Origin of the sequence: Aeromonas sp. QDB17, from assembly GCF_027705305.1 — a bacterium.
In the GTDB taxonomy this organism is placed as follows: Bacteria; Pseudomonadota; Gammaproteobacteria; order Enterobacterales; family Aeromonadaceae; genus Aeromonas; species Aeromonas caviae.
The window spans coordinates 60770-75042 of the sequence record NZ_JAPDBP010000021.1; the positions used below are offsets into that span (position 1 = coordinate 60770).

8 protein-coding genes and 2 pseudogenes are annotated in these 14273 nt (G+C 55.3%); 1 reads left to right on the plus strand and 9 read right to left on the minus strand.

Features of this window, described 5'->3' with window-relative positions; translation table 11 throughout:
* Positions 1–30: 30 nt before the first annotated feature.
* The 9 genes and pseudogenes from OKC41_RS16780 to OKC41_RS16820 form a co-directional block, all read right to left on the minus strand.
* Positions 31–981 (minus strand): DUF932 domain-containing protein, encoded by a 951-nt coding sequence (locus OKC41_RS16780; RefSeq protein WP_270672185.1) that lies wholly within the window; start codon positions 979–981, stop codon positions 31–33.
* A 287-nt stretch (positions 982–1268) separates the two neighbouring features.
* Complete coding sequence (locus OKC41_RS16785) at positions 1269–2132, minus strand: hypothetical protein (protein ID WP_270672186.1); 864 nt, start codon at positions 2130–2132, stop codon at positions 1269–1271.
* 859 nt (positions 2133–2991) lie between these two features.
* Positions 2992–3690, minus strand: coding sequence for an SIMPL domain-containing protein (locus OKC41_RS16790; RefSeq protein ID WP_270672187.1), 699 nt, complete (start codon positions 3688–3690; stop codon positions 2992–2994).
* A 52-nt stretch (positions 3691–3742) separates the two neighbouring features.
* Positions 3743–4312, minus strand: a complete 570-nt coding sequence (locus OKC41_RS16795) for a hypothetical protein (RefSeq protein ID WP_270672188.1) — start codon at positions 4310–4312, stop codon at positions 3743–3745.
* A gap of 86 nt (positions 4313–4398) precedes the next feature.
* A complete protein-coding gene (locus OKC41_RS16800) occupies positions 4399–10458 on the minus strand; it encodes a retention module-containing protein (protein ID WP_270672189.1) in 6060 nt (2019 codons plus the stop codon).
* 410 nt (positions 10459–10868) lie between these two features.
* A pseudogene (locus tag OKC41_RS16805) lies at positions 10869–11186 on the minus strand (integrase core domain-containing protein); the annotation flags it as partial.
* Positions 11180–11674 carry a hypothetical protein gene (locus OKC41_RS16810; RefSeq protein WP_270672190.1) on the minus strand — a complete coding sequence of 165 codons (495 nt, stop codon included), beginning with the start codon at positions 11672–11674 and terminating at the stop codon, positions 11180–11182. The pseudogene OKC41_RS16805 and the gene OKC41_RS16810, both read right to left, overlap by 7 nt.
* A gap of 575 nt (positions 11675–12249) precedes the next feature.
* Complete coding sequence (locus OKC41_RS16815; RefSeq protein WP_270672191.1) at positions 12250–13224, minus strand: inovirus-type Gp2 protein; 975 nt, start codon at positions 13222–13224, stop codon at positions 12250–12252.
* 356 nt (positions 13225–13580) lie between these two features.
* The gene (locus OKC41_RS16820) at positions 13581–13784 is read right to left on the minus strand and encodes an AlpA family transcriptional regulator (RefSeq protein WP_236766415.1); all 204 of its coding nucleotides are present in this window, start codon (positions 13782–13784) and stop codon (positions 13581–13583) included.
* Positions 13785–13975: 191 nt separating this feature from the next.
* Between OKC41_RS16820 and OKC41_RS16825 the strand changes: the two are divergent.
* A pseudogene (locus OKC41_RS16825) lies at positions 13976–14197 on the plus strand (transposase); the annotation flags it as partial.
* Positions 14198–14273: the final 76 nt, after the last annotated feature.

The following is a 14273-nucleotide window of genomic DNA, read 5'->3' on the forward strand; positions in this document are numbered from 1 at the left end:
TTTAGTTTATATCCTAGATGGATACGGCCATTACTGCAACAGCGTCAGCGCTTGGTTTAATGCCTGGGTTTTGAGCTGCGCCCCCTGACCGAACCAAGCGGAGTCGAGCCGGTGATCTTGACTGCGGGCACGGCGATGGTGATCCACGTATTCGGTCACCGCATTGACCAGCCCCCAGGCGGTATTGCGGGAGCTCGATAAATCAGACCCCATTCCGGCTCCCTGATAGAGCTCGTGCAGGCGTTGTACTGGACGGGTGAGGATGATGTTTTCGTCATCCAGCGGTTGGGCTAGCAGGTCACTAAAGAAACGCAGCGCCTCTTCAGGGGCGACCGGGCGTTGCGCTAGTGCCTTGGTTTGGGCTTTGAACTCATCCCAATGGGAGAGGCCGAGTCCCAGCGACTCTTTCACCGCAGCCGCATCGAACTGAGTAGAGTGGGGGACCTTGATGGCCCCGCTGCTATCGCGTAGGGCCATCTGCAAGGTGTTATTGCAGACCACCCGCAAGGAGGTGAACTGGGCCGTGGTGCAGAGGGTGCCATCGCAACTGGTGGCGAGCAGCAGATAGGACTTCACCACATCCCCGCCCTTGAGTTTCATGTCCTGGCCGGTACGGGCCAGCGCCCACAACTTGCGACCGCCTTTGAGCGAGCCGGCCGTTTCCAATTCAAAGCCACCGGCTTCCACCAAGTCTTGATAGAAGTGCAGCACCTCGTGGGGCTGTACCACGTTGTAGCGTTGGGAGACTACCGAGAGCGGTGTCAGGGTATCGGAGCGGTAGAGCACCTTGCTATCGCTGTAGGGGCGGATATGCAGGGCATCGGAAGCCACGTTAAACATCACATCGCTCTGCTCGATGGTCCAATCCATCCCGGCAGCTTGCAACCAGGTATCGAGCGATTGCTGTGCAGGCAATAGATTGCCGAGGCCATGCCAAGGTGTTTGGCCGGTGTAGGCCATGGTGTCGATGAAGTGAGCCATACGAAAATCTCCAATGAAAAAGGGACTGCAAAGGCAGTCCCGGAAGGTGTTCATGGCGATGATATATAACTGAGATTTTTTTGGATCGTGTTGGAAAAGTAGCTTGTTATTACGATGTTTGAATTCATCAACCAAATCGCGTTGAACTGTCAAAATGCGGACTATGCGGTAAAAGCGGAATGGCGAACGTTCTACGAAGGCAATCAGAAAAAAGCACAAATCCTACCTATGTGGTGGTGCGATGATAGGCACGAATTGGTGTACAGGACAAACCTATAGCATGCGATCTACTGCCGTCGTGATTTGAACCTCTCTCGTTCCTTCTGTCGAAAGCTCTTGATGTATTCGGCTGTGACCAGGGAGTCTGCGTCGAGCTCCGTAATGCAGTTCAGGATAGTGGCCATGGCGCTGTCAGACAGTCTGAGATTGGATGGAAGTGAGCCGCCGAGTGCGTAGTCATCCAATTTGGCTTGGAATGCGCGAAGGACGTCATACTGTGATGGCTTTCTGGATGAAGTACCAGCCTCCGTTTCCGCGTCGTGGGCGTACACCTCCGATTGCTCCGCGTCGCACGCCAGCACCTTGAGCAGGTCTTCAATGCTTGGCCAGTACTTGTAATCATATCTGTGCGCAAGGCGTAAAAATTCATCCTGGGGGTACATGGTATAGAGCGGGTTGTGCTCACCTGCACGATCAAATAGTGCTGCCAGACCGGTTTCTCTTTCACACCCGAACCCAGCTCGATTACAGATGTCCTCTCTCTCCCTCAGCAAATCAGCCAGGCGAGAGGCGAGATCCGATATGTCCTCGTTAACTTGGATGAGCCTGCTACGATCTTCCCTGGCCTTGCGCATGTCGTCTTCATCCCAGAAGGTGAATGTGCTGATCAGCGCGTCCAGAAAGCTAGCCACATACCGTTCCAGGGCGAGCAGTTCGCAGAGTTCTTCGTAGACTGGTGCCATGGTTTGGCTTTGCCGGAGCAGAACCCTGACTGTTGCGTTGATGGAGGGGTATATATTGTTCTTCTCGTTGTACTCTATTTCCTTCCTGAGAATACCTTCGCACACTTCGACGGCTTCGATTCTGCTCTTGGTCATTGGGTATGTCTCCTTCATTGAGTCCACGCCTATGGTACTGATGGCTGCGGCCATGTCGGTATCTATAAGAAAAAACATTCAGGGGGAATAGATACCAGACTGCCGCCTACTCGAATGATCACTACAGAGCCAGCATGAAGCGCTGGCCCGCGCTCCGGCGCAGAGCTGGCTGACTACCTTGAGCGGCAGTTGATCGATATCGGGGGACATGTGCGGGTCTGCGGTCCCGCTTTGCACTCTTGACCAACGGCCAAAGCAAGGCCCAAATCCGGTCAGCGAGGGGGCTGGGGTCATTCCGCTTGCAACCCTGCAATCCAAACGGCCGAAACCGGGTACAATGGGGGCCCATGTCGCCCAGGAATCACCTGATGCCTACCCTTATCCAAGGACTGGTCGCCCTGGCCACCGATCCCACCGTCAAGGCCTCCGCTTTGCTGCGTAAAGTCTTTGTTGCCACCCGCCAGCTAAGCAGCCAGAGTGGACCACCTGGATCTACCATGAGCTGATAGTGTTCGATGGCGTGGGGCATGTTGTCCCGCAGCGCGAAGCGCTGCAGGCCCTCCTGCGGTTCTCAGGTGCATGAAGGTTACGCTTATCTAGTCGCCAACATCCTGAGCAACAGGGATGACCACTTGATGGAGTCATAGACGAGTGCGGCGATAACAGGCTTGGTGCCATGCACGTCGCCCATATCGGCTCTCAGTTTTTGCATGCCTAAAGCCAAATCCCCCCTCATCCCCAGCCCTTCTCCCCCTGTTTATAACAAAGAATGGGAAAAGGGAGCAGAGCGGCGGCACATTGTGGATCCCCGCACTTGCCGATCCCCCGATCGGTTCCCTCTCCCTCAGGGAGAGGGTCAGGGTGAGGGTGGTGTTCTCCTTCAGCCTCCCCGAACCAAGACTGGGGCTTTTGCTCACTCCAGCAGGAAGACGGCGTCTACGCTGTCGGTGACACTGATCTGCTGCTGTTGATAGCTGTTTTCCACCATATCGGCGGCGGGGGCGGCGGCCTTCATGGCTCGGCTATAGACGGGGACGGGGGAGCTGTTGCGATACTCCACGCTGTAAACCTTGCCCAGCTTCATGCCAAAGGCCTTGGCCAGGGACTCCGCTTTGTTTGTGGCGTCGGCCACCGCGCCAAGGCGAGCCTGCTCCTTGATCGTCTGCGGTGACTTGAGACCGTACTCGATCTGGGAAACAGACTCCAACCCTGCCGCCAGGGCGGTATCCATCAGCTGGCTCAACTTGTCGAGCTGATAGAGCTTGACCGTCAGCTGGCGCTGGGCGCGATAACCAACCCTCTCGGGCGGCTTGTTCTGGGAATAGCGATATTCAGGGGCGATCAGCAGGTTGCCGGCCTCCACATCGCTGCGCTTGATGCCAAGGCTCTCAAGCTGGCCGAAGAAGGCGGCTACCTTGGTATCCACCTGCTGCTTGGCCTGGATGCCCTGTTTTTCCAGCGCCGTCACCGCCACATTAAGGGTCAGCATATCGGGTTCGGCCTTCTGCTCGGCATAACCGCTCACCACCAGATGAGGCGCCTGGGGCGTCTCGATAGCCAGCAGGGGAACGCTGACAAGCAGCGCAGAGAGAGACAACAAGGGACGCCACATAAAAACCTCCATCAAGGTGATGGAGGTCATTATGCCCGTCGTCAAATGAGATTTACATCTCGTGCAGCGGAGGAATATGCCCCAGCACCTGATCCGTTATATCGATATTGATACTGATCTCGCTACCCAGCAGACTGCCATGGCCCGCCAGCGCAGCAACCGATGCCGGGGGGCCGAGCAGCGACTCCTCTTCAAAATGAAAAGAGTCCCACGACAACACCTGACCCTGGGGGGGCGTGTGGGTGGGTGAGAGTGCGTGTGCGGATGCGGGCACCGCCAGCGCGCTCCAGTCAAGACTCTCGCCGTAACTGAGCAGCTCCTGCAACGGGCAGTCGCTCAGGCTCTGGAGCGAATACTCTTGCTGCCCCTGCTCGTGGCCGACCAGCACCATCATCTGTGGCAAACTGGCCCCCGCCGCCGGGGTAAAGCTGATGTGCGCGGCGGCAAAATCCACATTGAGAGTACCCGCCACCTCGCCATCTTCACTCTCCAGCTCCAGCGAGCTGATCCGGTCGCCCGTCATCGACGTCTGATAGCCAAAGCGGCCGGTGCAGACAATGCTCTCTTCACCGTCCCAGCGATAGCGGATCCCGTCGATGTCGATCCAGTTAAATGATTCCATGGCGGCCTTCTCCTGATACAGCCGTTATCTTAGCCATCCTCCAGACCAAATAATAGGGGCCGGATAAGTCCGGCCCCATGGTCTGGTTAAGGATCAACCTTAAGATTGCCCTGCTCCAGCAGGTACTGAATGATCTGCAGGCTGGTTGTGTGCTCTGTTGGCAAACCCGACATACCGGTAAACTCAACCGTCTGGGTCATGCCACCAGTAGTGGTAGCGCCATTGGTATCGATAGTCAGGGTCATCGTCGTAGCGCTTGAACGTGCAAATGTCAGATAGTGATCCAGAGAGGCTGTGTTGGCATGTTCACCATTCAGCAGCTCACTTAGATCCAGCACATCCGCATTAGCGCCACTACCCGCAGTAAAGTCAGTGATGGTGTCTATGGTACCTGTTGTGTCAGCATCCCCCGCCAGCCATTTGAAGATATCGTGGCCATTACCGCCCGTCATGGTGTCGCTGCCCTTACCGCCGATCAGCAGATCGTTGCCAGCGCCACCGCTTAGGCTATCGTTGCCCAAGCCGCCAATCAGGGTGTCGTTGCCCGCTCCACCGTTCAAGGTGTCGTTACCCGCCCCACCATCAAGGTAGTCATTGAGCGCCCCGCCGGTGATCACGTTGTTGCTGCTGTTCCCGTACAGCTCGTACTGCAAGCGAGACTCGAAATTCGCCTCGTTGAACGTGCCAGTGGTTGATGTAAAGGTCAGAACAACATCACCGGGATCAGCGAAACTGCCATTACCATCGAGATTGATAAGACCTGTCGAGGTTGTGTAGCTGTCCACACCTGAACCATCAGTGCCGCTTCCTCCCGTACCGATCGCCGTATGGGTGCCATGCGTGAAGTTCGCCACATTGGTTGCCACGATCCTGATGGTATCTTCCGTAAAGTCGAAACCACTGATGGTATCCTGACCCCTATCATTGCCATTACCGGAGACGTTAACCCGAGCAGAATCCGACGAAATACCCGCTACGGCAGCGATGATAAATGTATCGGCGCCCGAGCCGCCATCCAAGGTGTCTCCGCCTGCACCGCCAACCAAGATATCATTGCCAGCGCCGCCAATCAGGCTGTCGTCACCACCCAGGCCAATAAGGATATCGTTACCAGCAGCGCCATTGAGCGTGTCGCTGGCGTTGTCACGTCCCAGCAGAATCTCATCACGGAAGGTGCCCGTGAGGAGGTTGCTACCGGCCGAACGAGTCACTACCACATTTGCGTTCCCAATACTTACACCATCCAGGGAAGCCGCATAGTTGAAGCTGCCGCCGTCAGTAACATTATTGTTACTACTGCTATTTTCAGTGAAGCGCACATTGTCACCATTCAATGCTGCGCTACCACTGCTTGCCCCGGATACCGACGAAATCAGCAGGCCATCCCTCCCCGTATCATTAGCCAGTAGCGCCCAACGCGGGATATCGATAATGTCCTGACCACTTTGAGCATTCACATTGGTCAGCACCAGATCGTCGCGGATCACCGCAGGCTGACTATCAGGATTGACAGTGATACTCAGGGTCGAGCTGGCCATATCGCCATCATTATCACTCAAGGTGAAGCCGATATTTAAAATAACGGCCGTGGTAATGGCACTCGGCGGCGTATAGGTATATTTACCGGTGAGCATGTTAACCACCAGGCTCGAACCATTGCCCAAGGAGATGCTCAGGTCGTTGCCCGTCAGCGTGCCACCGCCAGTGACTGTGCCGGTTGCCTTGTTGTAGGTGTAAGTGGTTGAGCCTATTGTGAGGCTGCGCACATAACCACCATCAGCGCCATAACCGCCGCTGTTGTCCGTCAAATTGCCAAGCAACGGCGAAGCCTGGGCCAGAGATACCAACGTTTGAGTCAGTTGACCCATGTCAGTCACCTCGATGGCATTGGTATTACCTCCCCCAACCCTGCCGTCATAGGCGATTGGGTTCAAAGCGCTGGCAGTGACCCCCGTCCCCATACCAAGGGCATAGGACTGGATCTGGTTCGCCTTAAGGAAATTGATCCAGGTCTGCTCCTCGGAAGCGTTGTTATTGTTGCCGCTGGTATCGTTGTAGAGCGTCGGCCAATCCGTTGCGGTACCGTTGTCACTGGAGATACCAGCATCTCCGCTCGGTGTATTGGGCAGACCGTCAGAAAGGAAGTACGCCACATTCTGCACATCACTACCCGTCAGCTTGCCACCAGAGGTACCGGTCTGGCCGAAGGCGGTGATAGCATTGATTAGTGCGGCATCATAGTTGGTATTACCGTTGGCGCTCAGCCCCAGCACTGCCGTCTTGGCCTCAGCGATATCCACCCACACCTTGTTAATTGACGAAGACGCGTTAAAGGTAACCAAGGTGACTTTCACCGCCCCCAGCGCTTCATACTGTTCGAACAACTCCAGCAGGGCATTCTTGGCGATATCCAGACGGGTCATCCCCTCAACGCCTGATGCATACCCCGGCCCCATACTACCGGAAATATCGAGTATAATCATCAGGTTGGTATCGCTATGCCTAACCACTTGACCACTGCTACCGACAGGATTGGCGCTTGGAGTATCGTCGATAATATCTATCTTCAGGGTACCGCTGCCTGTATTGCCGCCCAGCCCGGTCACAGTGACCGACACCGTATCCGTCAGGGTATCGTTACCCGGTTGGGTATGTGTCTGCGGCCCATTAAGCGTATAGGTGTAGGTTATCGTCGCACTCTTGTCGCCGTCCGGGCTGGTGTAACCCGTTACCTTGAGTGTGCCTTCACCTGTGTTGATCCCGAGCGATGGTGAGGACTCACTGAAGACCTTGAGCTGGGCCAAGGTAAACTCTTGCCCCCCTATAGTGACCTTCGTGATACCGTCCGTCGCCGTTACTTGGAAGCTGCCAGTATCTGTTTCACTATCGCCCGCTATCGAGCCACCCGGTAAGCCCGCTTCATTGACCGTCGAGTCTGGCCCTGCCACATTCGTCGTCACTTCAGCCGTCTGGTTCGCCACGTTGATTTTCAACGTTGTGGTGCTCAGGTCACCATCGCCGTCCTTGATGGTGTAGGTAAAGGTATCCACCGCATCCGCACTGATCGCATTGGCCGTGCTCTTGTAGCTATAACTACCGTCCGCATTCAGGGTCAGGACGCCATAGGTGCCCGTCAGTGCAGTGCCCACCGAGCCACTCGCCGAGGTCGAGGTATCATCCCCTGTCTTGACGCCCACGACTGCACTGGCATTTGCGCCATCCGCACCAAAGATGTCTGCCATCGAGCCGATGCCAACCCCCGTGACCACGTTGCCCGTCACGGTACTGCCTTCATCCACCGATGCCACGTCAGCCTTGGCCGTCGGCACATCATCCACGATATCGATGACCAGGGTACCGTTACCGCTGTTGCCATCCGTATCTGTCACCTGGAAGCTAAAACTTTCACTGGCCTGGACGTTATTACCGTTGTTCCCAGGGTTCACATCCGGTGCACTGGTCAGGGTATAGGTGTAACTACCGTCAGTGTTGATCACCAGAGTACCGTAGGCACCGGTGAAGGTTCCCGCCGTAAACGTGTACCCGCCTGCACCACCCATCCCTGTCAGGGTGCCCGTCGCCACCTCTTCGTTGCTGGTCGGGTTGCTGCCAAACGACAATGCTGCTTCCAGCACGCTGGTGTCGGACTCGCTACCCACCCCGCCCGTGACCGTCTGGTTCGCCACGTTGATTTTCAACGTTGTGGTGCTCAGGTCACCATCGCCGTCCTTGATGGTGTAGGTAAAGGTATCCACCGCATCCGCACTGATCGCATTGGCCGTGCTCTTGTAGCTATAACTACCGTCCGCATTCAGGGTCAGGACGCCATAGGTGCCCGTCAGTGCAGTGCCCACCGAGCCACTCGCCGAGGTCGAGGTATCATCCCCTGTCTTGACGCCCACGACTGCACTGGCATTTGCGCCATCCGCACCAAAGATGTCTGCCATCGAGCCGATGCCAACCCCCGTGACCACGTTGCCCGTCACGGTACTGCCTTCATCCACCGATGCCACGTCAGCCTTGGCCGTCGGCACATCATCCACGATCTTGATCACCAGATCGCCCGATGAAGTGTCATCATCCATATCCGTGATAACCACCGGGAAGCTTACCTGGGTATTATCCCCCGAGGTGTTGTCCAGCAGGGTGTAGCTGTAGTAGATCTTCCCTTCGCCGGTCGCCGCATCGTATTCGTAATAGGCTTCCAGCTTGCCGGTCGTATCTTCGGTAATGAGCACTTTGACCTTGGTCGCGTCGTTTGTTGCATCCGGCACCGACAGCGGATTACCGTGCTCGTCCTCACCCAGCGAGACCGATTTCAGGCCATCCTTCGAAGTGAAGGTGATCACCCCGTCGGTCTTATTGCCGCCGTCGCCCGCGCTTGACCCCTCCGGCAGGCCCGATTCGTATACCCGCGTGCCATTATTGCTAACGTCCGGATCGGGGTTCGGGTTTGGATCAGGGTTTGGTTCCGGATCCGGTTTCGGGTTTGGATCCGGGATCTCTACCGTCGGTGTCGAGTCGCCTATGTGAATTGTCAAAGTCGCGGTGCTGGTATCGCCATCTCCGTCTTGCAACGTGTAGGTGAACACATCATCTACGCCGCCCGGCGTACCGGTATGGCGCACGTAGCTGTAACTGCCGTCGGGATTTAGCGTCAGCGAGCCGTGCTCGCCGGCCAGGACAAAGTTGCCCCCCTCGTCTGTGACCGTGCCGCCCGGCACCTGATTGCTGACCACGCCAGATACGACTGCTCCGTCCGCTCCCTTGGTGTCTGCTCCCGCGCCCTCGGCGCCGCCCGTGATCACGTTACCCGTTACCGGCTCAAAATTACCCTCCGCCAACGTGTTGCTGTCATTCACCGCATGGGGCAGGTCGTCGACGATCTCGATGGTGATCGAAGCTGGCGCAGAGTTTGCCTTTCCGTCTGACACCGTCAGCGTAAACACGTCAGTTTCGGCCGCCCCCTCCACGTCGGTGGTCGGGCTGGTCAGGGTGTAGCTATAGGTGCCTTGGCCTGTGCTCGGGTTGTAGCTGGTGATCGTCAGGGTACCGTGGTCCCCAGGAATGGTTGCGCCCACCAGGTTGGCAATCGGGATCGTCGTGCCGTTGATGGTTACCGACTTCAGATCGCCGAGGCCGTCGGCATCCCCCAACTTGAAGCCGCCTTCTGCGACCGTGCTGTTGCTACCCATCGACTTGCTGCCGCCCGGTAATCCGGACTCATAGACCAGATCGTTGGCGCCTTGCGGATTGCCTGGATCGACCGATACCGTCGGTACATCGTTCACTGGGGTAATGGTGATGGTCAGGGTTGAGGTAACCTGATCCCTGCCATCGTCCACGACATAGGTCACGGGCGGCACTGGGCCGTCATAGTGGGGTTCTGGGGTAAAGGTGAAGCTACCGTCGCTGTTGATGACTAGCGTGCCGACCCCAGGCTGGGTCACGGATTGGCCAGCGGACACATTCTGGTTGGGGCCCCAGGTATAGGTGCGCACAACGGCTGCCGACGGGCCATCCGGGTTGAAGGTGTTGTCGAGCACATTGCCCGTGATCGCTTCCCCTTCGATGGTGGTGATGGTTTCGTCCCCATCGGCTAACTCGTTTTCAAGCGGTAGGGAGTCTTCAACCTGATTGACGAATAACGGCTGCGCGTGATCGGTATCAAACCCGGCGGTGGCGATGGTGGCGTCGCCGGTGCGTTCGATGGTGACAAAACCGCCATTACCGCTGGCGCCTGCGACGCCGCCGATTCCGCCGCCCCCTGCGGCGGGAGCGCCGCCGGCTGCCGATGCCTCAAAGTTTTGGGTCGGGTCAGTCCCTTGCAGGATGGATTGTTGCAAGGCGGCGATGTCTGGTGAGACGTTCTGGCCTGTTCCGGCAGGTGATGTTCCTGTCGGCGATGGCTGCTGGGCGGTTGCATCTGTTGCTGGGGTCTCGGCTGGGGTGGTCGGTGTTGCATCCGGCCGGTCGTTATAGGGCGCCAGCACTAACTGGGCATCATCGGCGATATTGAGTTTGGCCCCTGGTTGCAGTATTTCCCCTGGCTGAAGCGGGCGGCTGCTGCCATCCGCAAGCTGTATCTGGACATTACCTTGCACGGAAGAGACGACGACGCTCTTGTCAATGATTTGAGTACGCATATCCATTGCTCCGAAGTGGCAAGTAGTGATGCATACATCTTAGATAGGGCGGCGATTGGCTTCCGTTACAAAAATGTACGGCTTTGAATCTATTCGGCCCGCTTCAATGCAGTAAATCGAACAATGATTTTTTACATAATAAAATCAATTGATTAGTTTTGGTGCTGTGGGTTTCGTTAAGAACGCATGGTAGCAAGTGGTTAATTATTATTCTAAATAGATATAAAAATGGGTACCGATGGAGTCTTTTTAGTTGGGTGAATGTGTTTGTAATGTGGGCTGTTTGTTGTTTTGGAGGGAGGGTTAGGGGATGCGTTTTAGCCCTCATCCCCAGCCCTTCTCCCCGTGTTTATGGCAAAGAGTGGGAGAAGGGAGCAAAGCAGCGGCTCATCGTGGAGCCCCTGTAGTGGTCAACTAAATCCGGACACTTGGTTAGGCCGACTTTCGGCTTCGGCTGGCGCCATTCCATCGTTGTGCTGATGGGGGCGCCGCCAGTTATAGTAATCCATCAGGTAAGAACTGATATCCCGTTGCGCTTCCTCAGCGCTCTTGTATCCCTCTGCTGGTACCCACTCCGTCTTCAGGCTTCTGAACACCCGCTCCATCGGCGCATTGTCCCAACAGTTTCCACGCCGACTCATGCTCTGCCTCATCTGATAGCGCCACAGCCGTTGCCGAAATGCCCGACTGCCGTACTGACAACCCTGGTCAGAGTGGAACATCACCCCACACGGCCGGCCATGATGTACGCCGCCTGATTCAAGGAGCCATCAAGGTTGGCCGACAGTGGTTTGTAATCGGTCTCGACCCAGCCAATGTTGGCCAGTTCGCCGATCAGACGGTCTTTCACCTGCAAGGCGTCGAGGGACTTCCTGATGCGCTCCTGAAATGACGCCTTGCCGGCATCGCCAAGGCCGTGGCGGCTATATATGTCGCTGGTCACACTGTCCAAGGCGCCACAGGCGGCCGACAATGCACCGCTCAGGTCGCCATCGCGTAGTCTGCTGGCGGCTTTCTGAAGATCTGCCTGTGCCGTCTCAGGGATGTCAGTCAGCTCCGCAATATCGAAAACCTCGATCGGGATCAACGCCGTGCCGGAAAACTTCCAGCCAACCCTGGACAGCACGCGCTCCAGTTCGTCGACCACTTCTGGCTTGCGGCGCATCATTTCTTCACAGCAGATGGAGACAAAGACGCTGCGTCGCTTGTCGTCCATTGTGCCTACCTGCTTGTCGATCTCACTCAGGAGCTGCGACTTCGATGCTCCGTTCTGCGGTTTTTGTTCAAGGTGCGCGAGCCGAGACATATCCAAGTCGCCATAGCCGACGAGTTACTTAATGTCACCGAACGTGAACTTCTCCGTCAGGGTTGAGCGGATTGGCCCCCAAGGGATGGATTGTGCCTGCATGGGTTTTCTCCTGACCGAATGGCCGCAGCTACGGCCCTGGTTGTCGCCTAAAACAAGAAAGCATGACCGGGCAAGGCAAGACACTAAGGCCAACATGCCGTTGCACCGTCCCTTGAGGATGTCTCCCGCACATAACTGCCCAGTGCGTCGTGAGCTTGCGGGATAGAATCATGCAAGCCCTACCAGCCGGTGTGTATTTCTCTGGTCAATTTCGTTATTGGATTTGAAGATCCTTACTCCACCAGTGACGAAGGTGCTAAGGAGCGGTTGAAAGACATTCAATCTACCAGAGGTGCCGAGACTAGGGTGAGGAAGTTGTGTAATGAGTTAGCCCCAACGCACATCAGCCTTCTCTCACCCGAAGCCCCGACCAGACTCTTGAGTTATTCGCACCTGTTAGTGCCCCTAGGTCTACCAATGCGACGCTGGGGTGATGGCATCTCCATTCGGCCGAAGGTTCGGCGGCCCGATGGCAAGACTGCCAATATATGCTCATCGGATTTGGTCAGATAACCGAGAGCGTCCAGTAGTAGAGCCTGTTTGTCGGTATCTGCGTAATGCACCATCCCTATCCCATCGGTCCCCCATTCCTGATACTGTACTCGCCTGCTATTGCAGTTGTAATAGTTCCCCTGTCCATCGGTGATGGCCTCCCACTGCTCCCCCAGCGCTTTGCCCAATGAGACATCCTGCTGATGCTCAGCCCCATTGAAGATAAACGTGAGGTGGAAATGGAAACGCCGGTCGGCACCGTATTCTATCTTCCAGATATATCCCACCAGGTGTTTGAATCGCCGCTGTATTACGCTCAGGTAATGACGCAGGTCATCAGTGGTGCTATCTACGGTTAATCGATGGTAGTGGGCCTCGCGATACCCAATATCCAAGCGAATGAATAATAGCTTTGCATGTTGAGCGAATAGGCTGTTGATATAGGTCGCTATGCTGCGCTGATTGCGTTTCTCAACGCGTCGAAGGTTATTGAGGCGCTTACGGTGCGGCTGACTCTTGGACTCGCTTAGGAAGGCTTCCAAGGCGTTATTGATATCATCTGCCAGTCTATGAGCAGTCTGGCTGTTGAGAGAACTCATCCTAGCGAGGTGTAGCCTTGGTACTGCTCGCATATAAGTCAGGAATAGCTCAATGGTAGGGTGAGCTGATGATATCTCGGTGTGACAGTAGAAATAATCACACACGGTATCCAATACGTTAAAGAGATACGTTGATAATGGCTGGTTCTCGCAATCTATATGCAACTCGCGGATAGGAGTATATGCCACGATGACGACTGGGAAAGTCGTATGCTGGAGTTTGCGTGATAGGGTCAGGATATCCAAGAGTCTAACGGTATTAAACATGATGGTCTCGCTTAGGCAGCGTTACCCCTACGCGGTGTGATAGACACACGCGTATAAGCGGGTATGGTTGCTCATAGTGGAATGTGGTTATATATACGGGTGTAGTGGTATGCGGGTGTAGCAATAGGATGCTGGGGTATCCATGGCGTTGAGTGGTGATGCGTAGCGTACGTAGAGGGTAATGAATGGTATTAAATAATATATAAACCTAAATTCAACACATCTCTAAGAGTATGGCGAATAGTGAAAATAAAATATAAGAAGAGATAAGTATTTCGACTGTGCTATCAGCAATAATCTGGCTCAGATGGTAATGGGAAGTTAAGGAGCCTGATGGTGACTAAAAAGCGAATGACTCAGGACTGACTCCGAAGGATGAGCCAACGGTCAACGTCATGTTCAAACCAAGCGTTGGTAGATTTGCCAATCTTGAACGGCTTGGGAAAGGTGCAGTCATGGCGCGGTGACTTCGAATCGAGCCAGTCGTATATGGTGGAGCGTGCCATACCAATCTTGGCGATGAGGTCTTTGGTGCGCAAGATTTTGATAGTAGTGCTCATGGTGTACTCCTGATGATGTGATGGGTTGTTTCATCAGAAGGGCGGGCCAGTTAAAAAAAACAGATTTCAACAGAGGTACCTTGTAAAATAGGCTTACAGAGTCAGTAATAAGCCTACATGATTACCCATGATTAGCAGTCAGTTACCACGAACTATACTGATCTTACGTACAGTTATCGAGGTGCGAGATCATGGCCAAAAGCAAAATCCAATTCCAGAAAGGCTACAGCCTGTTTGAGTTTCTCAAGGACTATGGCACTGAGGCTCAGTGCGAAAACGCGCTGTTCACTTGGCGTTTTCCTAACGGCTTTGTCTGCCCTGAATGTGCCAACAAGACCTGTTGTCGCCTGAGAAGGCGGCCACGTGTGTGGCAATGCAATCACTGCCGTCACCAGATGTCATTGACTGGAAACCTTAACCATCCCCTCGTATGAGCGAGGCGTGGCGCGGCTTCTGAGGTATGATCGCCATCCTTGACCAGCTAATACC